This is a genomic window from Brevundimonas sp. NPDC058933 (assembly GCF_049315965.1).
GTDB lineage: Bacteria > Pseudomonadota > Alphaproteobacteria > Caulobacterales > Caulobacteraceae > Brevundimonas.
Genome location: NZ_JBMOSL010000006.1, coordinates 123,913 through 148,402 on the forward strand (window position 1 = coordinate 123,913; position 24,490 = coordinate 148,402).

The window sequence follows — 24,490 nt, forward strand, 5'->3', positions numbered from 1 at the left end:
GCTCTCAGTGGGGAAGTTTTTCTAATGTTGAAGCGTCGCTCGTTCCTGGCTCTCGGGACTGTTTCCGCCTTGGCCTTTGGCGCTCCTGTCGCCGCCCAGACCGTTTCGAACGCCGTGCGGGCCTCGTCGCCGGGCGGGGTTCTGACCGTCGAGATGGCGACCGACAACGACGGTCGCCCCACCTACAGCGTCAGCCGTCTGGGCCGGACCGTGGTGAACACTTCATGGCTGGGCTTCCTGCTGACGGACGCCCCCATGCTGGAACGCAACCTGACCCTGACGGCCAGCCAGCCGGTCACAGTGGACGACACCTGGGAGCAGCCTTGGGGCGAGCGCCGCTACGTCCGCAACCACTACAGCGAATGGCGCGTCTCCTATGTCGAGCGGGCCGGGCTGCGCCGTCGCTTCGACTTGGTCTGGCGCCTATATGACGACGGTGTGGCCTTCCGTTACGAATTCCCCGAACAGGACGGTCTGAAGACGGTCCGCATCGGCGCCGAACTGACCCAGTTCAACTTGGCCGAGGACGGCGACGCCTGGTGGATTCCCGCTTGGGAATGGAACCGCGAGGAATATCTCTACAACCGCACCCGCATCAGCGCGGTCGGCAGCGCCCAGACGCCCATCACTGTGCGCGGCGAATCCGGCCTGCACGTCTCGATCCATGAGGCCGCGCTGATCGACTATTCCGGCATGAACCTGCGCCGGTCCGAGGGGCTCGACTTCCGCGCCCAGCTGACGCCCGGCCTGACCAACGCCGCCGTGGTGCGCGACGCCCCCTTCCACACGCCCTGGCGAACCCTTCAGATCAGCGACACGGCGGCGGGCCTGGCCGAATCCAGCCTGATCCTGAACCTGAACGAGCCCAACCGGCTGGGCGACGTCAGCTGGTTCAAGCCGATGAAGTACGTCGGCGTCTGGTGGGAGATGCACCTGGAAGTGAAGTCCTGGGGCTCCGGCCCCAAGCATGGCGCCACCACCGAGAACGCCCTCAAGCACATCGATTTCGCCGCCGAGCACGGCTTCGGCGGGGTGCTGGTCGAGGGCTGGAACAAGGGCTGGGACGGCGACTGGTTCGCCAACGGCTCGGACTTCAGCTTCACGGAAACCTATCCTGATTTCGACATCGAGCGGGTGACGGCGCACGCCCGATCCAAGGGCGTGCAGCTGATCGGCCACCACGAGACGGGCGGCAACGCCTATCACTACGAGAAGCAGCTGGACGCGGCCATGGCCCTCTATGAGCGGCTCGGCGTGGGTTCGGTGAAGACCGGCTATGTAGCCGACGCCGGAGGTGCGCGCGTGGCCGGGCCGGACGGCCGCATGGTCTTCGCCTGGCATGAGAGCCAGCCCCTGGCCCAGCACCATATGCGCGTCATCGAGACCGCCGCCCGTCACCGGATCGCCGTCAATGCGCACGAACCGTTCAAGGACACCGGCCTGCGCCGCACCTATCCGAACATGATCACGCGCGAGGGCGCGCGCGGGATGGAGTTCAGCGCCTGGGGCCAGCCCGGCAATCCGCCTGAACATGAGGCCAATCTGGTCTTCACCCGCCTGCTGGCCGGGCCGATGGACTACACGCCCGGCATCTTCGGCATGGAGACGCGCAGCCCCGGCGGCATCCAGACGACCTGGGCCAAGCAACTGGCCCTCTATGTCGTCATCTACAGCCCCCTGCAGATGGCGGCGGACCTGCTGGTCCACTATGAGGCCAACCCCGGCCCCTTCCAGTTCATCAAGGACGTGCCGGTCGACTGGGCCGAGACACGGGTGCTGAACGGCGAAATCGGCGATTTCGTCACCATCGCCCGGAAGGACCGCAACTCCGATGTCTGGGCGCTGGGCGCCGTGACCGACGAGCATCCGCGGAGCCTGTCGGCGCCGCTGACCTTCCTCGATGCGGGCCGCCGCTATAGGGCCGAGATCTACCGCGACGGGCCGGACGCCAACTTCACCGACCGTCGCGAGGACATCGTCATCGAGCAGCGCGAGGTGACGTCGACCGACACCCTGACTCTCAACCTAGCGCCCGGCGGCGGCCAGGCGATCCGCTTCGTTCCGCTGGGGCGGAGGCCGCGTCGATGAGCCAGGCCGCCCCCGTCCTGTCCGCTGAGACCCTGACGCCGCGCGCGGTGCGCCCACGCCTGTCGATGTGGGCGATCTGGAACATGTGCGTCGGCTTCTTCGGCATCCAGATCGGCTTCGGCCTGCAGAACGCCAACACCAGCCGCATCTTCCAGACCCTGGGCGCCGAGATCGACAGCCTGGCCATCCTCTGGATCGCGGCGCCGGTGACGGGGCTTCTGGTCCAGCCGATCATCGGCCATTTCAGCGACAAGACCTGGGGGGGGCTGGGCCGCCGCCGGCCCTATTTCCTGGTCGGGGCGCTGCTGACCTCGGCGGCTCTGGTGCTGATGCCGAACAGCCCGACCCTGTGGTTCGCGGCAGCGATGCTGTGGATCATGGACGCTTCCATCAACATCACCATGGAGCCGTTCCGCGCCTTCGTCGGGGACAATCTGCCCGAGGAGCAGCGCACGACCGGCTATGCGATGCAGAGCTTTTTCATCGGGGCGGGGGCGGTCTTCGCCTCGGTCCTGCCGTGGCTGCTGTCCAATGTCTTCAACCTCGCCTCTACGGCGGCGGAGGGGGCCGTGCCCCTGTCCGTGAAGGTCGCCTTCTATATCGGGGCGGCGGGTCTGTTGGGCGCGGTGCTCTGGACCGTCTTCACAACGAAGGAATACAGCCCCGCCCAGGTCGCGGCCTTTGACGGCGCGGCCGAAAACGACCCGGTCCCGACCTCGCCCCAGCGCGACGCGGGCCTCTACGGTCTGGGCGGCCTGACCTTCCTGGGGCTGGGCGTCGCGATCGCCGCCGTGGTCTTCGCCGCAGGCTGGGAGAAGGAGCTCTACATCCTGGCCGGGGCGCTGGCCCTGTTCGGCGCCCTGCAACTGGCCGTGGCGGCTTTCCGGCGCGCGGCGCGCACCAACGGCCTGACCGAAATTCTCGACGACATCTTCGCCATGCCGGACACCATGAAGGGCCTGGCCGTGGTCCAGTTCTTCAGCTGGTTCGCCCTGTTCGCCATGTGGATCTACACCACCGCCACGGTGACTTCAGTCCACTACGGCTCGTCCGATCCGACCAGTGCGGCCTATAACGCCGGCGCCGATTGGGTGGGGATGCTGTTCGGCGTCTATAACGGCGTGGCGGCGCTGGCCGCCTTCCTGATCCCGGTCCTGGCCCGGCGCACGGGACGACGCGGCGCCCATGCGATCAATCTGGTGCTGGGAGGCTTCAGTCTGATCGGCCTGACGCTGATCCGCGATCCGGCCCTGCTGTGGCTGCCGATGATCGGGGTGGGCTTCGCCTGGGCCTCGATCCTGTCCATGCCCTACGCCATCCTGGCGGGCGCTCTGCCGGGGCGGAAGATGGGCGTCTATATGGGCGTCTTCAACATCTTCATCGTCGTGCCGCAATTGCTGGCCGCGACCATACTGGGGCTGATCCTGCGCCATCTGTTCGAGGGGCAGGCGCTCTACGCCCTGATCATCGGCGGGATCAGCTTCTTCATCGCCGCCGTCTCGGCCCTGTTCGTGAGGGAGCACAGGGCATGATCGGGGGCGCGGGCCTGTCGCGCCGGACAGCTCTGGGCCTGTTGGCCGCCCTGCCCTTCGCGGGCCGAGCGGCGGCGCAGGCTCCGATCGACGGCAGGCTGGTCGAACATCCCGACCTCGCCTCCGCCCATGTCCGGCCGCGCAACGTCACTGTCTGGCTGCCGCCCAGCTATGAGGCGGGATCGGATCGCCACCCCGTCCTCTACATGCACGACGGACAGAACCTGTTCGACGCCTCGAAGACCGCCTTCGGCGAATGGGGCGTGGACGAGCATCTGGGGCGGCTGATCGGCAACGGCCAGGTGCGCGCGCCCATCGTGGTCGGGGTGTGGAACACGTCGCTGCGCCTGCGCGAATACGTGCCCGCCGATCTGATCGCCGCCCTGCCCGCAGAGGTGCGCGAGGACGTCCAGACCCTCTATGGCGGCGCGCCCCTGTCGGACGACTATCTGCGCTTCCTGGTCGAGGAGCTGAAGCCCTTTATTGATGGCGCGTATCGCACCCTGACGGGCCCGGCGGACACGATGACCGCGGGCTCCAGCATGGGCGGGCTGATCTCCCTCTATGCGGTGATGAAGCGCCCCGAGGTCTTCGGCGCCGCCGCCTGTCTGTCGACGCACTGGCCGCTACGCATCGACGGGCTGGACGATCCGGCGGCGCTCGCGGTCTGGCGCGAAAAGGTGGTCGAGGCCTGGACCCAGGTCGTGGCGAACGGCCTGCCAGCGCCCGGTTCGCACCGCTTCTATTTCGACCGGGGCGACGAGACGCTGGATCAGTTCTACGCCACCTTCCAGAGCCGCATCGACGCCGTCTTCCGCGAGCGTGGCTATGGTCCGCGCGACTTCCAGACCCTGCTGTTCCCCGGCGCCCAGCACAATGAGGCGTCGTGGAACAGCGCCTCGACGTGCCGCTGAAATTCCTGCTGACGCCTGCCTAAGTGAAAGACTTCCCCATGACCATCTTCAAGAGCCTGATCCTGGCCGGCGCCGCCGCCTCCGTCCTGACCGGAGCCGCCAACGCCCAAGTGGCGCCGGGCGCGCCCGGCGAGACCCCGACCTGGGCCTATGCCGCCAAGGTCGGCGCGGGAACCGCCTATGAGGCCTATGTCGATGGCGCTTATCGCGACGGAGGTCCGACCGGGACCGTGTCCAAGGTTTGGTTCTCCATCGCCGACGGCGTCCTGACCGAGACGATGTACGGACTTATCCACGAGGCCCAGATCAAGCAGCTGCGGCTCGCCGTGATGACCGACGAAGGCCTGGCGGTCGAAGGGACGGACACCGACTTCGCCATCGACTATCTGCACAAGGACGCCGAGGGCCGCCCCCTGTCGCCTGCCTATCGCGTGACGACGACGGACAGGGCCGAGCGCTTCGCCATCGAGAAGCAGGTCTTCACCGATCCGGACCGGCAGGCGCTGGTCCTGCGCGTCACCGTGCAGGCGCTGAAGGGCGGCGCGACGCCCTATGTCCTGCTGGAGCCGCACATGGCCAACACCGGCGTGGACGATCAGGGAGAGGCCGCCGCGACCGGCCTCTACGCCCATGAAGGAAACGTCCATCTGGCCTTGCGCCCCAGCGCCCCGTTCGAGGCCGCCAGCGTCGGTTTCCTGGGCGTGTCCGACGGCCTGACCGGGCTGAAGGCCGGCGCCCTGCCCGCCTATTCGACCACCGGCGAGACGAGCGGGAACATCATGCTGACCGGCGCCCTGCCGCGCCTGGAAGAGGGTCAGAGCCTGAGCCGCGACTTCGTCATCGGTTTCGGCGACAGCCGCGCGGCGGCTGAGAGCCAGGCCGACGCCGCCCTGGCCGTCGGCCTGGACGAGGTGCTGAGGCGCTTCAACGGCGAAGGCGAACACCTGGGCTGGGAGGACTATATCGCCTCCCTGTCCGAACTGCCGCGCCTGGCGGCGCAGAGCACGGACGGCGGCAAGCTGGCCTATTCCTCGGCCCTGATGATCAAGGCCCTGGAAGACCACACCTACGCCGGCGCCCTGATCGCGTCGCTGTCGAACCCGTGGGGCGACACGGTTGACGCGTCCAGGCCCTCGACCGGCTACAAGGCCGTCTGGCCGCGCGACTTCTATCAGGTCGCCATGGCCTTCGCGGCGCTGGGTGACCGTGAGACCCCGCTCGCCGCCTTCCACTATCTGCCGCAGGTCCAGGTCGGCCAGGAAACGCCGGGCAACAAGGGCGACGGCGGCTGGTTCCTGCAGAAGACCCACGTCGATGGCACGCTGGAGTGGATGGCGGTCCAGCTGGACCAGACGGCCATGCCGATCATGCTGGGCCACCGCCTTTGGACGCTGGGCTGGCTGAGCGATGCGGACATGCGCGACATGTACGCCAGGATGCTGAAACCTGCGGCCGACTTCCTGGTCGACGGCGGTGTCGTCGACATCGACTGGAACCAGAACGAGATCCGCCCGCCCTTCACCCAGCAGGAGCGGTGGGAGGAGCAGCAGGGCTATTCGCCCTCCACCACCGCCTCGGTTGTGGCCGGCCTGACGGTCGCCGCCGAGATGGCGCGGGCGGTGGGCGACTCGGCCGGCGCGGATCGCTATCAGGCCGCCGCCGACCGCTATGCCTCACAGATCGAGGCGACGATGTTCACGACCAGCGGCGACTTCGGCGACGGGCGCTACTATGTTCGCATCACCCGCAACACCGACCCCAACGACAAGGCCCTGATCGGCGAGGCCAACGGCCAGATCGCGCCGCCCGAGGACCAGGTGATCGACGGCGGCTTTCTGGAGCTGGTGCGCTATGGCGTGCGAAGGGCCGACGATCCGCACATCCTCGACACCCTGGGCGAGTATGACGACACGGCGCGCGAGGACATGCACCGCGTTCGCTACGACTTCGGCCCCGAGGGCGATCAGACGCCCGGCTGGCGGCGCTATGGCGTCGATGGCTATGGAGAGGACGTGTCAGACGGCAAGGGCTATGGCGTCGGCGGCGTGATGGCGCCTGGCCAGCGCGGCCGGGTCTGGCCCTTCTTCACCGGCGAGCGCGGTCACTATGAACTGGCCCGCGCCCTACAGGCCGGGAGCATCGATTCCGCGACCCTGGACGGCATTCGCCAGACCTATGTGCGGGGCATGGAGCGGTTCGCCAACGCTGGCCTGCTGCTGCCCGAGCAGGTCTGGGACGGCGTCGGCGCCCCTACCCGCCACAATGAGACGATGGGCCAGGGCACCAACTCGGCCACGCCTCTGGCCTGGACCCATGCAGAGTATCTGAAGCTCCTCCGGTCTCTTGCGGATCGCGCGGTCTGGGACCGGTACGAAGTGGTCGAAAAACACCACGCCCATGCCCCATAACAATGGGCTGAGGTCCTTCGGATGTCCCGGCGCTGACCCTTCCGGGCTTGCGACGGCTCCAGCAGAGTGTTCAGAGGCCGGGTCGATCATCGACCTCCAACCGCTGCGTCATGCTGCATGTTCACACGCAAAATGGTTCAGCATCTGCGGAGCCTTCTGGATCGAAGCCCTAACCTAGGGAAGTCCGATACGCGCCATGAACGGACATTGCCTGGCGGCCCGAAAGCGGACGTCCGGCCGTCGGCAACCTCAGGACCGCTTTCGCCCCAGAGGACACGTTCAGCCTTGGCCCAGTACTGCCTGCGCTAGAGATATCCAAAAACCCATCAACAGCGCTGAAACCGCTTTAGTTAGGCGTCCGATTAGGGATGAACCGTGAGGTACATCCGCAAGAGTTCGGACAAGCTTCCAGCCTGCATCTTGGCCATGAGGTTGGCGCGATAGACTTCCACGGTCCGCGCGCTGATCTCGAGATCATAGGCGATGACCTTGTTGGCGTGGCCCTGAACCAATCCTGCGAGCACGTCGCGTTCCCGTCCTGACAGGGCGTCGAGACGCGCCACCAGCATCCGCTTCTCGGCTTCTGCCGACGCCGTTTCGCCCGCTCGATCCGCCGCACGCTGGATCGAAGCCAACAGCAATTCGTCGTCGAACGGCTTTTCGATGAAATCCACCACGCCTGCGCGCAACGCCTCCACAGCCAGCGGCATGTCGGCATGGCCAGTGATGACGATCACAGGTTCCCCCGAACCGTCCGCCTGTAATCGGCGTGCCAGCTCTATCCCGGTCATGTCAGGCATGCGCACATCGGTGATGATGCATCCGGGATGTCGGTCTTTCACGGCGAGAAAGGCGACGGCGGACTCGTGGGTTTGCACGCATAATCCGGCTGTACTCAGGAGGAAGGCGATCGAATCTCTCACAGCGGCGTCGTCGTCGATGACGTGCATGATCGGAGCGTTTGTCATGCGAGCTCTTCCTCAAGTCGGGCGCGATGTAGCGTGAAGTGAAAATCCGCGCCTCCAGCGGCGTTGGCCTCGAACCACAGGCGCCCGCCATGGGCTTCCATTATGGTCCGCGATATCGAAAGCCCAACCCCCATGCCGGCCCGCTTCGTCGTGATGAAGGGCTGGAACAACTGGACCGCCACATCGGGATCAATCCCCGCCCCCGTATCGGAAACCGTGACCTGGACATGATCCTCATCCAGCGTCGAGGCGGATATGGCCAGGTCCCGTGTCCCGCCGTCCTGCATGGCGTCCATGGCGTTTCGGATCAGGTTGAGCAGGACCTGCTGGATTTGAACCCTGTCAACGATGACGAGGTCAGCGGACGGATCGAGGGCGAACCGCACCTGAACGCCGTGCTCCCGCGCCCCGACCAGTGCCAGGGCGCTGGCCTCCTCGATGAGCGAGTGCAGGTTCTCGATCCGCCTTTCAGTCTCGCCCCGGGCGACGAACTCTCGCAGGCGCCGGATGATCACGCCGGCGCGCAGCGCCTGGTCAGCCGCCCGGTCCACGGCGTCGGAGACGCGATCGACCGACGCATTCTCCAAGCGAAGCAGTCGCCCCGCGCCCTTCAGGTAGTTGGTGATCGCGGTCAACGGCTGGTTCAGCTCATGGGCGAGCGCTGACGCCATTTCGCCGAGGGCCGTCAGACGCGACACCCGGATCAGGTCTGCCTGAAGCTCCTGCATCCTGGCCTCAGCCTGTTGGCGTTCCGTCAGATCCCGCACAAACCCGGTGAAGAAACGCCCCTCCTTGGTCCGCATCTCCCCGACTGCGAGTTCCAGAGGGACGTCGGACCCATCCTTGCGACGACCGACCACGACGCGCCCTACGCCGACAATCCGGCGTTCTCCGGTTCGATAATAGCGTTCAAGATAGCTGTCGTGCGCTTCGCGATGAGGTGCGGGCATCAACAGGCTGACATTCTGCCCGATGGCTTCGGCCGCAGTCCAGCCGAATAGCCGTTCTGCAGTGGGGCTGAAGGCTCGCATGGCCCCCTTCTCGTCGATGAGAATCATGGCGTCGGGCACGGTGTCCAGGATCAACCGTAGATGGGTCTCACGGGAGGAAAGCTCCTTCAGAACCCGTTGGAACCACTCGCCGCCCCAGGTCACGGCGCCCGCGACGACAAGGAATAGCGCGGCCTCCGCCACCTGCGGCTGAGCGTCGCCCAGAAGCAGTCCCGTCGCGACGCCCAGGCCGGCGGCCAGGGCGCCGGGCCAGACGCCGCCCAGGGCTGAGCCCGCCACCACGGCCGGCACAAAGACCAGAAAGGACAGCCGGGCGTCGAAGAGGGACGGCAGGCCTGCTCGCGCCCAAGCGCCCATGAGGATCAGTACCAGAACCGTGGCGACTGCTAGCCAAGGCGAAGAGGGCCTCACAAGGGGAGAAGACGAATGAAAGACGCGCATCGTCCGCTTTCTAGCCTTGTTCACCAATGGGCCGCGCCTCCGGAATTCCCCCTAGGGTCAAGACCCGGATACCGCGTTCAGCCCGCCTCTTCTACATCGGCCTCATCCTCTTTCGCCGGACGAACCGGCCCGGGACTCCCCGGTTTCAAGGACCAAGGCCATGAGCGCCCCACTCGTCGATCTCTCCGTCCACCATCAACCCAAAGGGTTGTCGGACCGCGTCGCCTTCGGCTTCACCAAGCTGCTCCGCTTCTGTGCGGATACCTTCTTCGCCAAGCGATACGGACATCGCGCTGTCGTGCTGGAAACGGTCGCGGCTGTGCCGGGCATGGTGGGCGCCACCATCAACCATCTGAGCTGCCTGCGTCGGATGTGCGACGATCGGGGCTGGATCAAGACCCTGATGGACGAGGCCGAAAACGAACGCATGCACCTGATGACTTTCATCGAGATCTCGAAACCGACGCTGTTCGAGCGGTTCGTCATCGTCTCGGTCCAGTGGGTCTTCTACCTCTTCTTCTTTGGTCTCTATCTCGTGTCCAACAAGACGGCCCACCGGGTGGTCGGCTATTTCGAGGAAGAAGCCGTGATCAGCTACACCCACTACCTCGCCGAAATCGACGAAGGGCGCTCGCCCAATGTCCTGGCCCCAGAGATCGCCAAACGCTACTGGAACCTTCCTGACACTGCGACCCTGCGCGACGTTGTCCTCGTCGTTCGTGCCGACGAGGCCCACCACCGGGACGTCAACCACGGCTACGCCAACGAACTCGGGGGATTGCCGGTCCAGGCCGTGGCGCCCTGCCCGCCTCACGCTGCGCTGGAGCCGACCTGGAAGACTGCGGCCTGAAGCCTCGCCGTCTCCACCGAACCGTCTGCCCCCTCACGCGCGTGGACATCTAAGAAGCGCCGCGCGCGTCCGACCGACCTGACCCGGCTTGGCCACGCCGCCAAAAAATCCCGCGGCCTGAACGACCGCGTTTTCCAGTTTCCAGTTTACCGAGGACACCTACTGATGTCGCAAGCCCTCAGCGAGCGGACGGTCACGATCGTCAAAGCCACAGTTCCAGCCCTTCAGGCCCATGGCTTGGACATTGTCCGGGAGATGTACGCCCGGATGTTCCAAAATCCGGAAATTCGCGATCTCTTCAATCAGTCGCATCATGGGGATTCTGGCTCTCAGCCCCGCGCGCTCACAGGCGCAATCCTCGCCTATGCCGCCAATATCGACAATCTCGGCGCCCTGACGGCCGCAGTTGAACGCATTGCGCAGAAGCATGTCGGACTGCAGATCATGCCAGACCATTACCCCCATGTCGCCAGCGCCTTGCTGGGCGCCATCGGCCACGTCCTAGGCGAGGCTGCGACCGAGGACGTTCTCACCGCCTGGGGCGAGGCCTACTGGTTCCTCGCGAACATCCTCATCACACGCGAGGCGGCCCTGTACGAGAATCTCGCCGCCGCCGAAGGCGGATGGAACGGCTGGCGCGCCTTCGAGGTGGCGGAAGTTCAACCCGAGAGTACGGTCATCACCTCCATCATCCTGCGGCCGGTCGATGGTGGCCCGGTGCTGGCTCACAAGCCTGGACAATACCTCACGTTCTGGCTTGACCTACCCGGGCATTCGCCGATCAAGCGTAACTATTCGATCTCCTCCGCACCAAACGGGGAGACCTATCGGATCTCGGTGAAGCGGGAGCCACATGGTCTCGCCTCGACCTGGCTCCACGAAAACGCCCGCCCCGGCCGAATCCTCAAGGTCGGCGCGCCGGCGGGCGACTTCTTCCTGCCGGATGATCCGCAACGTCCCATCGTGCTCCTGTCCGGCGGCGTCGGCCTGACCCCCATGGTTTCCATGCTGGAGGCGCTGGCGGCCCGACAACCACAAGCCCGGGTTCACTATGTTCACGGCGCGCGCGATGTCGCCTCCCACGCCATGGGCGATCATGTTCGCCGACTCGCCGCGGCCATTCCTGCCAGCCGCAACACTGTCTTCTACGAAAGCGTGCCGGAGGCCGCGAACCTGGCCGACCACGAACGAACTGGACGGATCTCAGGCGCCTGGCTGGCCTCGGAAACACCGGTGAAAGAAGCCGACTACTACTTGTGCGGCCCCCGCCCCTTCTTGCGAGCCCTGGTCTCCGACCTGGTCGCCATCGGGGTGTCCGCCGATCGCATCCACTATGAGTTCTTCGGCCCTGCCGACGAAGCCCTGGCGGCCTGAGGGCCGCCCCCTCGTGGTCTGCCGATGTCAGACGTCCTCGACCCGGCGCTTTTCCGATTCATGCGCCGGTAATCGGACGACTGACAGGCCGTCGAGCCCCATGCCGACAACTGCGTCAAGTCGATGCTCGGTTACAGGGCGTCGGCGCCTGCTGTTACTCTCGCCTCAATCATAACGATACTCTTCGAGTTAGCGTTGAGGGCGAGCGAACATGACCGCTTGCCATACGTCGAAGGAACGATTGGAAAGCGGGAGTTGGGTCGCCTACGCGCCAGGAGCGGTCATTGGCCTGTGGCCCGAATATGGACCTAGCCGCCCTCTCGGTAGCGCAGCGCTTCCACGAGCAGCGCGAACGCGGGTGAAGGATGGCGACGGCTCGGATAGTAGAGGTGATACCCCGGGAACGGGGGACACCAGCCCTCCAGCGCTCGCACCAACTCGCCTGATGCGATCTGCGAGGCCACGATGTCTTCCGGCATATAGGCGAGACCCAATCCTCGGCAGGCCGCGTCCAGGCGAGGCCGGATGGTGTTGAAGGTCAACTGTCCCTCTACCCGCACCTTCAACTCCCTCCCATCCTTCTCGAATTCCCAAGGGAACAGGCCGCCGTGCGTCGGCAGGCGCATGTTGATGCAGTTGTGGTCGGTCAGGTCCTGCGGCGTGGCGGGTCGACCATGACGTTCGAAATAACCAGGCGACCCAACGACGGCCATGCGCACGTCGGGGCCGATACGCAGGGCGATCATGTCCTTGGCGACCTGCTCACCCAGTCTGACGCCGGCGTCGAACCCGTCGGCGACGATGTCGATAAGGCCATAGTCGACGATCACCTCGACCCGGATGTCGGGGTAATCGGGCAACAGCCGGGACAAGCCCGGCTGGAGAACCGAGCGCACCGGATGTTCACCGGCGCTGATGCGGATCGTGCCGCTGGGCCTTTCGCGCATGTCGCCGAGAGCGGCCAGTTCCTGTTCGATGTCGGCGAACCGGGGCGCCACGGTCTTGAGCAGTCGTTCACCCGCCTCCGTCGGCGACACGCTGCGCGTGGTCCGGTCCAGGAGGCGGATGCCCAGCCGGCCCTCCAACGCTTTGATCGTCTGGCTCAAAGCTGACGTCGACACGCCCAGCTTGGCCCCGGCGCGGGTAAAACTGCGCTCCTGCGCCACGACGGTGAAGGCGGCGAGATCATCGAAACGCTGAGCCATCTGTAAGCCTGACTAACAAGAGCATGCGGATTGCCCACCCTAATCAACATTATCCGCTGGCACTATCTTTCCAGCCGAACGACCCACGATGGTCCGAACGACGATGTTGAAGATGGATATGGACAAGCGCGAACTCGGCCGAAGCGGCCTTCTAGTCTCCAGCCTCGGCCTCGGTTGCATGGGACTGAGCCACGGCTATGGCCGCGCCGTCGCCAAGGAAGACGGCGTCGCCCTGATCAGGGCCGCCGTGGAGCGCGGCGTCACCCTGTTCGACACGGCTCAAATTTACGGCGAAGCCAACGAGGAGATGGTCGGCGAGGCGCTTGAGCCGTTCCGCGATCAGGTCGTCATCGCCACCAAGTTCGGTTTCGAGCCGGGTCAGTCCTTTGGCGAGCAGAAACTGTCCAGCCGACCGGACGACATCCGCCGGGCGACCGAGGGCTCCCTGCGCCGCCTGCGGGTCGAGGCGATCGATCTCTACTACCAGCACCGGGTCGATCCCGACGTGGCGATCGAGGATGTGGCGGGCACGGTTCGGGACCTGATCGCCGAAGGCAAGGTTAAGCATTTCGGGCTGTCCGAGGCCGGCGTCGACACGATCCGGCGCGCCCACGCCGTCCAGCCGGTGACGGCCCTGCAAAGCGAATATTCGCTGTGGTGGCGCGAGCCGGAGCAGGAGGTCATCCCGACGCTGGAGGAACTCGGCATCGGCTTCGTACCGTTCAGCCCGCTGGGAAAGGGCTTCCTGACCGGCGCCATCGCAGCGGATGCCACCTTCGGCAAGGACGATTTCCGCAGCGTCGTGCCCCGTTTCGGCAGCGAGGCGCTGGGACAGAACCAGGCCCTGGTCGAAGCGCTTCAGACCCTGTCGGCAGCCAAGGGCGTCACCCCGCCGCAGATCGCCCTGGCCTGGTTGCTGGCGCAGAAACCGTGGATCGCGCCGATTCCCGGCACGACGAAACTGCATAGGCTGGAGGAGAACCTCGGGGCCGCCGACGTGGAACTGACGGTCGACGACTGGGCGAAGATCGAGACGGCTCTCGCCCAGATCACGGTTCGGGGCGACCGCTATCCCACGCACTTGCAGGCGAGGGTCGGGCGATGACGGATGGCGGCGATCATGGAGTCTCGCGGCGCGCAGCCCTGTCGGCGCCTGTAGCCATGACCTTGATAGCTGGATCGACCACGGCCTGCGCCCAAGAGACGCGACCGGTAGCGGGACCGACATCGAACATCCTGGTCGCCTATTTCACGCGCTCGGGAAACACCCGCGTTATCGCCGGTCAGTTGAAGCGCACGCTGGACGCGGACCTGTTCGAAATCCTGCCCGCAGAGCCCTATCCAGAGGATTATCAGGCGAACGTGGATCAGGCACGGCGCGAGCGGGACGCCGGCTTCGAGCCGTCGCTGAAAGCCGAGGTCCAGAACCTGGCCGCCTACGACACCGTCTATCTGGGCTTCCCGATCTGGGGCGAGACCGCGCCGCCAGTGATCCGCAGCTTCCTGCGGCGGCACGACCTGTCCGGCAAGACGGTGCGCCCCTTCATCACCCACGGCGGCTACGGGCAGGGCAGCAGCCTGTCCGTCCTCGCCAGCCACGCGCCCGGCGCGCGCATCCTCGACGCCTTCGTGATGGAGGCGGACCAGGAACGTCGGACGATCACCCTGATTACGGAATGGCTGGGCTCCGACACCGGCGTCCAGGCCAATCGATAGGAGACACCCATGAAGACGCGCATCCTCGGCAAATCCGGCCTTGACGTCTCGGCCCTCGGCTATGGCTGCATGGGTCTGTCATCGGCCTATGGCGACGCCACGCCCACACAAGACGCGGTGCGCCTGATCCGCGACGCCTTCGAGCGCGGCGTCACCTTCTTCGACACGGCTGAAGCCTATGGGCCGTTCGCCAATGAGTCCCTGCTCGGCGAGGCGGTCGAGCCGTTCCGCGACAAGGTCGTCATCGCCACCAAGTTCGGCTTCGACATCGATCTGGACACCGGCGCCCGCACCGGCGGCCTCAACAGCAAACCCGACCATATCCACGCCGTCGTGGACGCCATGCTCAAGCGCTTGCGCACCGATCATATCGACCTGCTCTACCAGCACCGCGTCGATCCGGCCGTGCCCATGGAGGATGTCGCAGGCGCGGTGAAGGCGTTGATCGAAGAGGGCAAGGTCCGGCACTTCGGTCTGTCGGAGCCAAGCGTCGAGTCCCTTCGTCGCGCCCACGCGGTGCAGCCGGTCGCCGTGCTGCAGAGTGAGTATTCGCTTTGGACCCGCGACGTCGAAACCAACGGTGCGCTGGCCGCCTGCGACGAACTCGGCATCGGCTTCGTGCCGTTCAGCCCTCTGGGCGCCGGCTTCCTGACCGGCAAGATCGACGCGTCGACCGAACTGGCGCCCGGCGACTTCCGCTCGGTCTCGCCGCGCTTCTCGACCGAGGCGCGGGCGGCCAACATGGCTCTGGTCGATCTGCTAAAGGACATCGCGGCGCAGAAGGGGGCGACCCCGGCCCAGATCGCCCTGGCCTGGCTGATGGCGCAGAGGCCGTGGATCGTGCCGATCCCCGGCACCACCAAACTACACCGGCTGGAAGAGAACCTGGGAGCGGCCGACGTCGACCTGACGACCGACGACCTGTCGACCATCGACGCCGCCGCCGCCGCCATCCCGATCCAGGGCGACCGCCTGCCCGAAGCCGTGCTCGCCCAGACCGGCCGCTGACTCACACACACCCAGGAGACGAACCATGCAAACCAATGACAAGACCAGAGGCGTCGGACGCCGGGGCCTGCTCGGTGCAGGCCTGGCCTTGCCCGCCCTCGCGACGACGGCGGCGAGCGCGCGAACGCCGGTGCAGGCCGCCCGGACGACCCAGGTCACGCCGCCGGATCGCCGCCGCCTCGGCAGCCTGGAAGTGTCGAGCATCGGCCTAGGCGTGCAGAACATGACGCGCACCTATCAGACGACCATCCCGACTCGGCCGGAGATGATCAACATCATCCGCACGGCCTACGACACCGGCGTCACCTTCTTCGACGCCGCAGAGGCCTATGGCCCGCACGACGTGGAACGCCTGCTCGGCGAGGCGGTCGAGCCGATCCGCGACCGGGTAGTGATCACCTCCAAATTCGGCTGGAACATCGATCAGGAAACCGGCCAGCGCCGGCCGGGCCGCAACAGCCGGCCGGACCACGTCCGCCGCGTCGTCGACGGCATGCTCCAGCGCCTCAAGACCGATCGGATCGACCTGCTTTACCAACACCGGGTCGATCCCGAAGTGCCGATCGAGGACGTCGCCGGCCTGATGAAGGAGCTGATGGCCGAAGGGAAGGTCCTGCATTGGGGCATGTGCGAGATGGGTCAGCAGACCCTGCGCCGCGCCCACGCGGAACAGCCCCTCACCGCCGTGCAGAACGAATATTCGCTGCTTTGGCGCGGCCCGGAAGAGTGGGTGCTCGGCGCCTGCGAGGAACTGGGCATCGGCTTTGTTCCCTGGAGCCCGCTGGGGGTGGCTTTCCTGAACGGCGCCATCGACGCCAACACCCGCTTCGCGCCCGGCGACATCCGGGGCATCGAGCCACGCTTCTCGCCCGAGAACCTGCCGCTTAATCTCCCCCTGGTCGACCTCGTGAAACAGTGGGCCGAACGCAAGGACGCCCGGCCTGGGCAGATCGCCCTGGCCTGGCTGCTGGGGCAGAAGCCGTGGATCGTGCCCATCCCCGGCACGACCCAGATGGCGCACATGCTGGAGAATACCGGCGCCGCCGCCATCCGGTTCACGCCGGCGGAACTGACCGAGTTCACGGCCGCCGCCGACGCCATCGAGATCAAGGGAGCCCGTCTGCCCGACGCCGTCCTCGCCTACTCCGAGGTCGAAGCCCCGCCGAGGACCTGAGGAATGAAGGGAATGATGCTCGGACTTCTGGCGGTCCTGACGACGACGACCGGGGCACAGGCTCAGCAGGCCGAGCCCCGGCCTTCGGGGCCTGTCTACGGCGAACCCGTCGGCATCGAACAAGCCCAGGCGATCGTTCAGCGCGGCCTGGAAGAAGGCGCGCGCCGGGGCCTGCCCTTGGCTATCGCTGTGGTCGAGCCGTCAGGAGAACTGGTCGCCTTCGCCAGAATGGACGGCGTCCCTTACGGCTCCATCCCGCTCGCCCAGGCCAAGGCTCGAACCTCCGCCCGTTTCCGCACCACGACGGCCAGTCGGGAGGAGCAGGTGAACAATGGTCGATACGCGCTGCTGACGGCAGACGACTTCGTCGCCATCGGTGGGGGCGTGCCAATCGTTGTAGATGGCCGGGTCGTCGGAGCGGTTGGAATTTCCGGCGGAACTTCAGCCGAAGACGCAGTCGTTGCAGCGGCCATCGCTGGTGCCCAATAGCGACTTCGGCTCACCGCCCAGAAGCAGACCTTGGGAAAGTCAGGGATGAGTCAAAGAACGTCCTTTGCCATACAGTGACGTCGGTGATTTAACGGGCAGGCTGCGAGCAAGGATCGGCTAGCCCCTGCCCAGCGTCAGACATCATCGGGCGGCGCCGCGCAAACTATCCGCGCCAAGGCTTCCGCCAGATAGGCCTGAACCCCGGTGCGCTCGATGCCGAGTTGTTGGCCGATCTCTTCAAAGGACAGTCCCGTCATCCGGTGCAGCAGGAACACGTCCCGCAGATCGGCCGGGAGTTGCAGGATCGCCCTAGCGAGGGCGCGCTTCTGATCAGGGGCTGCCGAGCGCCTTAAAAAGCGTCGTGAAGAGGCCCTCTGGCGGTTCATCTGTCTGCCTGCCCGTTGTCATCCATGGCGGCTACAACAGCCGATAGAAGCCCGCCGACCACTTCGTCTGCGTTTTCCGGCGTCATCAGGAGCACGGGCTTGCCCTGTCCAAAGGACAACGCCCCTGAAGCATAAAGCGGGCTGAGGGCGGCGATGAGTTGCAGAAGTCCGTCCGGCAGATGGCGCAGGCCTGCCATACGAACGCATCTTAGCGCCTTACTCAGATCATGCCGCAGGTGAATGCGGTTCCAGTCGTCCGTAATCCCGCGCTGGAGGAGATAGGCCTTCAGGGCCAGTTCAATGGCGATGGCCAGAAAGTAGGCGCGAGATCCGTCAATCTCCGAGTTTGCTGTTTGCGCCATTTCCCTGAAAGCCCTGGCATTCCCTGCAAGCACCTGGGCCAGACGTCTGTGGGGGCGCCGACGAGCGCGTGTCACGACGGATGCTGCAAACAGGAGAGGTCACGGGCGGCGCGGGCGATCAGTCCATGCACGATGCGGTTTTCCTCCGGCGCCAGCAGGCGTTCGGCGACTTGCAGATTCGCGACGACGCCCTCGACATCCCGAGCTGGATTCTTGGGTAGGAAGCGCAACCAGCGACTCAAGCGGCGGTCCATCAGCCGCAAACGAGTGCTGAGGTCAGTAAGTCCGCTGGCCCGTTCCGCCTCTTCGCGATCCGCATCCGACTTGGCGAACCAACCCGGCTGGCGCTCTAGGCGCGCCAAGGCCGCCGCCCAAGCGTCTAGCTGCCGGACATACTCGTCATTGAGCGCCAGCCATTGTTGGTGCCAGGATACCCTCTGAAAGTCATGCATGCGGAACCTCCCGCGCAAACGTTCGGTCGCCCATTCATCGCTGAGCGGTGGAGTTTGATGGAATCTCCACTACACTCGACCGAATTTCAGCGACGTTGTCAATGAAATTCCGTCATCAAAAGAGGAATTTCAGTCATGATGCACGCTGTGCAGGTTCGTATGGCTCGTGCTGCGCTCGGAATAAGCGTTCGCGAGTTGGCAGAACGCTCCGGCGTCGCAGACTCCACCATCCTGCGTTTCGAGACCGGCAAAGGCGCAATCCTGACCACCAATATGGCGCGGATTCAGAACTCGCTCGAGGAGGCCGGCGCCGTGTTCATTCCGGCCGACGCCGCTGGCGGTCCTGGCGTTCGACTGAAGGCCTGATCTTCACTAACGTCGCCATGGCTGACTAACGCCGGGCCGCGAAAGGACTGTCAGGGGTGAGCGCGGCACGCGCTCATCGCCCCGCGACGGCGCAGCCGCCCTTGACCGGCCGATAGCGGTCCGGCCCCCTCAAAGGCCTGCGAGACGCCACTAAAGGTGTGATTTGTTGCGATAACTCAATGGGCTATCGAAAATGGCAACTTATGCGCCCAAAACGCACCTTGTCGTATCCGGTTGAAATAAGACGAGGAATTGCTGCCCCACCCCCGCCGAACCTTGCGGCTTTTATCCTGCCCTCTTAATCGCGCGACCTTTCATCTTCAGCGGCCCAGAACGTCTGCGCGAGCGGGACCGATGCAGGAACGGTCACGAAGCGTTGGCACATCGGGTCTTCACGCACATCGTCAGAGATGGGCTGTCACAGGCCAGAAGCTTGTATGGTATCCGCCAAAACATGGGCGAAGGCGCGCCATCGATCTTGCCGGAGATCAAACACGGCAGTCGGAATCTTCTGGCTCTCCCGCTCGGATTTCAGCGCCCGGACACAAAGGTCGACCCCTGACGTGTCGAGCTTGCCAGCGGCCGCCAGGAGCGAAGCCGAAGCGGCGAAGGCCGTTGCGGACAGGGTGGCGTCCAAACTCAGCCGCAAGGCGATACAAGCCGCCGCATCTCGGCTCAATCGGTCCACAAGCGCCGCCGTCATGGCGGGTTGGCTTTCCCGGCCAGCATGCGGCTCCCGTTCCGCCAAGGCGTGGACAAGCGGCGTTAGAACCTCTGGAGGGTCCAGATGAACTGCGATCAGGACTGCCCCCAACCATTCATGGTGGTCGCGCCCCATTTCTAGGGCCGAGACCTTGCGCGTTCCGAGGTCTGGAGCGGCGGGATCGACGATGGCGAGCGCCACTGCGGCACGCAGGTCGCGCGTCGCCGCGAACTGCGCGCGCAGCTGTTCGCCTAGAGCGGGGTCGGGAAACTGATCCCTGAGAATCTCCGCCGCTACGACCACGCTCTGCAGGGGCTCACTTGATCGCTTGCCGAGAGTCACGGCGTTCAGTGCATGAGTTCGAAGCACCTCATCACCGGGCCAAAATTCCGCAAGCGTGCGCAGCGCAGTGGAACCGATCTGCTTCTGTCCGCCGCACCAGCTGAGAAAGTCGCGGCGCGCTTCTGGGTTGGGACCAAGATAACGCGACAGGGCGGGCCACAACGAGGTGTCGGACCCTGATATGACACGGTCAATGAAAGGATCACCGAGCTGGGCCTTCAGCACCGACCATCGCTCCACGATCAGGTCGCCCACGGCGCTGCTCAATCCGCGCCGGACAAAGGATCCGACCCGCACCCGGCCCTCTTGTCGGCTGGCCGAAAGGATACGGTCGGCGGCGTCCAGAGCGACGAGGCCGGCGAAGGCGGCACCGCGGCGCTCCTCGAAGTCTGCGCCGGGGCGATCAAGGGCGTCGGCCAGGCGCTCGATTACATCGTCGACGGCGCCGCGCGCCTTGAGCAAGCGGTGCTGGTCGACGGAGAGCTGAATCCGCAGGTGGAAGTCGGTCTCCTTGTCGTAATCGGCCAGAATACGCGCGAGTGCAGGGTGTCGGTCGGCCCCCACGCCGCTCGCGGCGGCAATGACCGCGCGAAGGCTCGCCGGCAAGCCATGGGCCGCTGACAGCGCCTCCTCGACGATCTCCGGTTCATCGGGAAACGCCCGCGCCAAGAGGGCCAAAGGCACCTCCGCCTCCTTCAGGCGCGACACAGCGGCGCTACGGACAGCAGGGTGGCTTGCGAACACCATATAGGCGGCGATCGGCTCGAAGGGCCGGCTGTCGGTCGCGCGCAGATACGGCAGAAGCGCTTGGACCGCTTCGTCGTCCTCGCCGTCGCTGTCGACCTCCTGAAGCGCTTGGACGATCAGATCCCGCCGCGCCTTCGGCGCATTCGCAAGAATCCGGATGAGATGCGCTCGCGCCGCCTCCGGTGATGCATGAAGTTGAGGCAACAGGCTGGCGATCATGTCGATCTGCTCGTCGCCGAGCGCAATCATCTCTTGGAACAGGGCCTGCGCTTCTTGATCCTCAGCCCATCCCTGAACGAGAGGCAGGAGGTTCCAGTAACGGGAGTGGCTGGTGGTCGCGCGTGTCTGTGCGATGGCGAAGTCGCGGAGCCTGACGTCGCCCAGGCCAGCGATGATCGGCCAGACATAGTTCTCCCGGTAAGATTTCTCGCCCGAGACGATGACCGCGACCAGGGCCTCGTGGATTTCCGCATCAGCCTGAGCGAACGGCAGCAGCCCCTCCCAGTTGCGGATCGCCATTGAGTTGAACGGATAGTCGCCCTGAAGCTCCTCCAGAATCCAGGCTTTCACCTCCGGTCGTCCCGGCGTGCTGGCGAACAGCACGGAATAAGCCACTTCCCGGTCCATCTCGCGGGGGCCATGACGATCCAATGTCGCCAACGCTGACTTCACGACCTGATCGTTGTCCGTCCAGCCCGTGGTCAAGGCGTCACGCGCAATGTCGCGGTATCGAAAATCCAGAGGCGAATGGTCGCTCACCAGACGAAGGAGGACAAGAAGGTCGTCTTCAAGACGCTCGCCTCGGAAAATCCGGCTCCAGATGGCAATCACCTGCATCAGCGGATCGCGACTCGCGCGGGCGCAAGCAATCAGGTCCGTCAGGTCGGCATCCGGCCAACCCCTGACAAGCGCTTCAAGAGCTGCGGCCACAACCGGGAGATCGATATCCGGACCAGTCAGCGCCCGCAGCTGCGCCTCTACTTCGGCCTGACCGCCGAAGCGGGCTGCCATGCCTCGGGCCGCCGCTCGCGTTGCGCTGGGTTCCTCGTCTCGGAGACCGGCCAACAAGGCCGACGCCAGTGTCTCGTCGGCGGGCCAGGTCGCGAGGGCCGAATAGATCTGGGCCGGATAGCCGTCTCGGCGCGGTGCCCAACGTCGAAGACGTCGCTCTACCTCTACCTGGAGAACGGGGTCGCTCAACCCTTGCAAGGCGGCCCGCGTCATGGCCATCCGTTCGCTTTCGAGACCCGAACCTTCGATCACATCAAAGGCAACCCGCGCCAGCCGTCGGGCGGTGGCCGCAGACATGCGCGAGGGACTGAACGCCAGTTCCGCCAAGACCCTTCGGCGATTCAGATCCCCAGCTACATCCGTCTCCGCTCCCTCGAGAGCGGCGACAATGTCATCGATCTCGCTGGGGCGAGTGTTCACCGCCACCAGATTGCGCAGAACGTTGCGCCAGCGCGGATCGCCAGCCTTTTGCGTTACAAAGGTTAGAAGTTCGCTGAAACGCCAGCTGTGCACATGTAAGGCGCCCAGAAACTCTTCCAGACTGGCGTGAGCGAAACCCACTTCGCCCGGTGCCTTCTCTACGATGAGGCCGACCGTCTCGGCGTTGACGGCCAAAATCTCACCGGCGATCGCCAACGCTTGCGATGCGTCCGGCACGGCCTCGGACATGAGGTGATCGCGAATGACCTTACGCGCGTCCGCACGCGGATAGCCCGCGTCCCCGCCGTCGCGACGCGACGCGAAAGCCAAGGCCGCGACGGCCGACTGACGGACTTCAGGCGTCGAGGCCTGGTCGAACCTGGAAGCGACTTCGCCGGCGGCAGTGGCGCGGGCTTCGGGATGGGCCTCGAGCAGCAGTGTGATCAGGGATTGGAGCGCTTGGGCGCGGTTTCGCGGCAGAGCCACGTCCCGGACCGCGAGCAACAATAACCCCGTGAAAAGAAGCGGTGTGCCCGCCAAGTCGCCAAGTCCGACGTCACCCCCCAGTTCCTTGAGAAAGCGCTCCGCCTCCCACGCCGCAATTGCGTCTAGGGAGGACGCGTCGGTTCCTGCACCCCGCACCCGATTGAACCATGTCAGAGCCAGCTGCTTTTGCTGAGCGGGCGAAAGGGGGGCAAGCTCGGCCGCCTTCCAAGCCTGCGGCAGGGCGCCGATCTTGTTCAGGCCGTTTGGTCTGCCGGACACGATCGTGGGGATATCGTGCACCTGGACGAAGGTCAGTAGGGTTTGGAGGGTCGTACGCGCCGCCTGCTCGGCCGACCATTCATCAAGGCCGTCGACGATGAGGACGATGCGCCGTTCGTCAATCGCCCGCTGAATTAGGGATACGAAGTCGACGGTCAGAAAGGGCTGAAGGGTGAGCGCGACCAGATCCTTCAGCCCTACGTCGCCCTGGCGGTCGGCTGTGGCCCGGGCCCATTTGGCGAAGGACACGACGATCGGGAGGCGGTCTCCCCACCGGGCCGATAGTGCCGGGAAGACGGAATGATCGGATAGTAGGTCCAAAGCGATCGCCCGCAGGAGTGTGCTTTTGCCCGCCCCGGCGTCCGCGATCACTGCAATCCTGTCGCCGTCCGCCAACCAGTCTGTAACGGGGCGACGCCGCAGTTGGTCGGCGTTCGAAACGCCGTCGTCGGTTCGTCGGCTTCGAGGATCGAAATCGTCCGGCAACGTTGACGGCGAGGCCGGCCCCCGTTCGGCGCGTTTATTCTCGGTTTCCGCTTCACGAATGAAGACATCAGGTGTCGCGTAGCGGTCCAGAAGAGGCATCGGCTTCAGCGGTCCGCCGCCACCGGCGGCTTGACTGATCGCGACGCCCTGATCGAGATCGCTGAACCGGGCTGTGTAGAGGCGGGCCAACTGGTCGCGAACCTGGGCGAACTCGGCACCGTCCAAGCGATCGCGAACGGCGGGATCGACGGCGTCCCCATAGAAGGCCTTCAGCCAGACGCGGCCGAAGAAAGCGAGCACGAGATCTTGGTGCGGCCTGATCCGCTCGACGAGGGCGTCGCCGCCCAGCACCTGCAGTCGGATACCTTTTGCGGCGAGGATGCTCGCCTGATTTTCTATCTCGTTCTGCAGTTTGACGTCATCGAGGGACGCCTGGACAGCGATGACGAGGCTCTCGGTCCGATTGACCCAGTCGCCCGCCAAGAAGGCTTTCACGGCGGCCTTGAGATTGCTGACGCCATAGGATCGATACCGTTTGGCCTGCCAGACCTCATAGGGCCCAGCGGGCGTACGGGCGAACACATCGATACCCGCTTGAAACTGACCGGTTCGCCCGTAGCGCGCGACGTGATCGAACACGCCCGCCTTGAGCGCTAGTCGGTAGCAGAGACGCTCGAAGTTCTCCCACGACAGCCCGCCAAACGGCAGAGTCATCTCCACAGAGGCCACCGGTGAGCAGGGAAACTCTCCGGCGGGGGGCGCGGCCAAAAGACCAGGACCCGTATCATCTGGTCGCGAGATGCTCATGGTCTGTGGATAGCCTTTCAGTTGGCCGCTCGACACAGGCCCATGACCTTGCGGGTGTGTGAGACAGCGCGCGTTGATTACGTGGCGAGGGCCACAATGTGCAACATCATGGCTATAGTGAAGAAGCTGAATGCGCCCGCCCCTCCGAGAAAGGCAGGATGAACGGGCGTTATGTCATTCAAGATATCTTGCGGACGCCAGTGCCAAGACATAGCACCCTCAAAGGCACGGATCTCGGAGATGTGATCTGAGCCCCTCCCCGCCTGGGTTTGCGCGCCAAGCGCTTCCACGTGGCTTCCACGGCCAGAATTGGGGCTTGGAATTCGGGCAAAGAAAAACCCGCTATCCTATTGGAATAGCGGGTTAAAATCTTGGGTGCGGGAGCAGGATTTGAACCTGCGACCTTCAGGTTATGAGCCTGACGAGCTACCGGGCTGCTCCATCCCGCGGCAAGGCGGCGTGCGAA

Annotated in this window: 19 protein-coding genes and 1 tRNA gene; 12 read left to right on the forward strand and 8 right to left on the reverse strand. The window is 65.2% G+C overall.

What is annotated here, in order from left to right:
- Positions 1-24 precede the first annotated feature (24 nt).
- The 4 genes from ACOZBP_RS12020 to ACOZBP_RS12035 are packed head-to-tail and all read left to right on the forward strand — an operon-like array spanning position 25 to position 6,942.
- Positions 25-2,088, forward strand: coding sequence for a glycoside hydrolase family 97 protein (locus ACOZBP_RS12020; RefSeq protein WP_292091962.1), 2,064 nt, complete (start codon positions 25-27; stop codon positions 2,086-2,088).
- On the forward strand, positions 2,085-3,620 hold the full coding sequence (locus ACOZBP_RS12025; RefSeq protein ID WP_422676678.1) for an MFS transporter: 1,536 nt from the start codon (positions 2,085-2,087) through the stop codon (positions 3,618-3,620). The genes ACOZBP_RS12020 and ACOZBP_RS12025 overlap by 4 nt, the downstream gene beginning before the upstream one ends.
- Complete coding sequence (locus tag ACOZBP_RS12030; protein WP_422676679.1) at positions 3,617-4,534, forward strand: alpha/beta hydrolase; 918 nt, start codon at positions 3,617-3,619, stop codon at positions 4,532-4,534. Before ACOZBP_RS12025 ends, ACOZBP_RS12030 begins: the two co-directional genes overlap by 4 nt.
- A gap of 38 nt (positions 4,535-4,572) precedes the next feature.
- Positions 4,573-6,942, forward strand: coding sequence for a glucan 1,4-alpha-glucosidase (locus ACOZBP_RS12035; RefSeq protein ID WP_292091957.1), 2,370 nt, complete (start codon positions 4,573-4,575; stop codon positions 6,940-6,942).
- A 362-nt stretch (positions 6,943-7,304) separates the two neighbouring features.
- On the opposite strand, the gene fixJ is transcribed toward ACOZBP_RS12035, so the two are convergent.
- Both fixJ and ACOZBP_RS12045 read right to left on the reverse strand, forming a co-directional pair.
- Positions 7,305-7,910 (reverse strand): response regulator FixJ, encoded by a 606-nt coding sequence (gene fixJ, locus ACOZBP_RS12040; protein ID WP_178827017.1) that lies wholly within the window; start codon positions 7,908-7,910, stop codon positions 7,305-7,307.
- Positions 7,907-9,277 (reverse strand): PAS domain S-box protein, encoded by a 1,371-nt coding sequence (locus ACOZBP_RS12045; protein WP_422676680.1) that lies wholly within the window; start codon positions 9,275-9,277, stop codon positions 7,907-7,909. Before ACOZBP_RS12045 ends, fixJ begins: the two co-directional genes overlap by 4 nt.
- Positions 9,278-9,521: 244 nt before the next feature.
- Here ACOZBP_RS12045 and ACOZBP_RS12050 point away from each other — a divergent pair, with 244 nt between their 5' ends.
- Together ACOZBP_RS12050 and hmpA are read left to right on the forward strand one after the other, a co-directional pair.
- Positions 9,522-10,211, forward strand: a complete 690-nt coding sequence (locus tag ACOZBP_RS12050) for an alternative oxidase (protein ID WP_178827013.1) — start codon at positions 9,522-9,524, stop codon at positions 10,209-10,211.
- A gap of 165 nt (positions 10,212-10,376) precedes the next feature.
- The gene (hmpA, locus tag ACOZBP_RS12055) at positions 10,377-11,585 is read left to right on the forward strand and encodes an NO-inducible flavohemoprotein (RefSeq protein WP_184273611.1); all 1,209 of its coding nucleotides are present in this window, start codon (positions 10,377-10,379) and stop codon (positions 11,583-11,585) included.
- A 308-nt stretch (positions 11,586-11,893) separates the two neighbouring features.
- Here hmpA and ACOZBP_RS12060 read toward each other — a convergent pair whose 3' ends face one another.
- A complete protein-coding gene (locus ACOZBP_RS12060) occupies positions 11,894-12,790 on the reverse strand; it encodes a LysR family transcriptional regulator (RefSeq protein WP_178827009.1) in 897 nt (298 codons plus the stop codon).
- Between the two features lie 118 nt (positions 12,791-12,908).
- Here ACOZBP_RS12060 and ACOZBP_RS12065 point away from each other — a divergent pair, with 118 nt between their 5' ends.
- From ACOZBP_RS12065 to ACOZBP_RS12085, 5 genes are read left to right on the forward strand one after another with little or no spacing between them, the layout of a single operon-like run.
- A complete protein-coding gene (locus ACOZBP_RS12065) occupies positions 12,909-13,895 on the forward strand; it encodes an aldo/keto reductase (protein WP_178827084.1) in 987 nt (328 codons plus the stop codon).
- Between the two features lie 56 nt (positions 13,896-13,951).
- Positions 13,952-14,506 (forward strand): flavodoxin, encoded by a 555-nt coding sequence (locus ACOZBP_RS12070; RefSeq protein ID WP_422676681.1) that lies wholly within the window; start codon positions 13,952-13,954, stop codon positions 14,504-14,506.
- Positions 14,507-14,515: 9 nt separating this feature from the next.
- Entirely contained in the window at positions 14,516-15,514 is a 999-nt protein-coding gene (locus ACOZBP_RS12075; protein ID WP_178827005.1) for an aldo/keto reductase, read from the forward strand.
- Positions 15,515-15,539: 25 nt separating this feature from the next.
- Complete coding sequence (locus tag ACOZBP_RS12080) at positions 15,540-16,688, forward strand: aldo/keto reductase (protein WP_178827003.1); 1,149 nt, start codon at positions 15,540-15,542, stop codon at positions 16,686-16,688.
- A gap of 12 nt (positions 16,689-16,700) precedes the next feature.
- Positions 16,701-17,177 carry a GlcG/HbpS family heme-binding protein gene (locus tag ACOZBP_RS12085; RefSeq protein WP_422676682.1) on the forward strand — a complete coding sequence of 159 codons (477 nt, stop codon included), beginning with the start codon at positions 16,701-16,703 and terminating at the stop codon, positions 17,175-17,177.
- A gap of 134 nt (positions 17,178-17,311) precedes the next feature.
- On the opposite strand, the gene ACOZBP_RS12090 is transcribed toward ACOZBP_RS12085, so the two are convergent.
- The 3 genes from ACOZBP_RS12090 to ACOZBP_RS12100 all read right to left on the reverse strand — a co-directional run bounded on the left by ACOZBP_RS12090 (position 17,312) and on the right by ACOZBP_RS12100 (position 18,377).
- Positions 17,312-17,563, reverse strand: coding sequence for a sigma factor-like helix-turn-helix DNA-binding protein (locus ACOZBP_RS12090; protein WP_422676683.1), 252 nt, complete (start codon positions 17,561-17,563; stop codon positions 17,312-17,314).
- Positions 17,560-17,925: a hypothetical protein gene (locus ACOZBP_RS12095; RefSeq protein WP_422676684.1), complete on the reverse strand. Its 366-nt coding sequence runs from the start codon at positions 17,923-17,925 to the stop codon at positions 17,560-17,562. Before ACOZBP_RS12095 ends, ACOZBP_RS12090 begins: the two co-directional genes overlap by 4 nt.
- Positions 17,926-17,996: 71 nt before the next feature.
- The gene (locus ACOZBP_RS12100) at positions 17,997-18,377 is read right to left on the reverse strand and encodes a hypothetical protein (RefSeq protein ID WP_422676685.1); all 381 of its coding nucleotides are present in this window, start codon (positions 18,375-18,377) and stop codon (positions 17,997-17,999) included.
- Positions 18,378-18,512: 135 nt separating this feature from the next.
- Here ACOZBP_RS12100 and ACOZBP_RS12105 point away from each other — a divergent pair, with 135 nt between their 5' ends.
- Complete coding sequence (locus ACOZBP_RS12105) at positions 18,513-18,743, forward strand: helix-turn-helix domain-containing protein (protein WP_422676686.1); 231 nt, start codon at positions 18,513-18,515, stop codon at positions 18,741-18,743.
- A gap of 418 nt (positions 18,744-19,161) precedes the next feature.
- Here the strand turns inward: ACOZBP_RS12105 and ACOZBP_RS12110 are convergent, their stop codons facing one another.
- Positions 19,162-23,931, reverse strand: a complete 4,770-nt coding sequence (locus tag ACOZBP_RS12110) for an NACHT domain-containing protein (protein WP_422676690.1) — start codon at positions 23,929-23,931, stop codon at positions 19,162-19,164.
- 465 nt (positions 23,932-24,396) lie between these two features.
- Positions 24,397-24,473: transfer RNA gene (locus ACOZBP_RS12115), tRNA-Met, on the reverse strand.
- Positions 24,474-24,490: the final 17 nt, after the last annotated feature.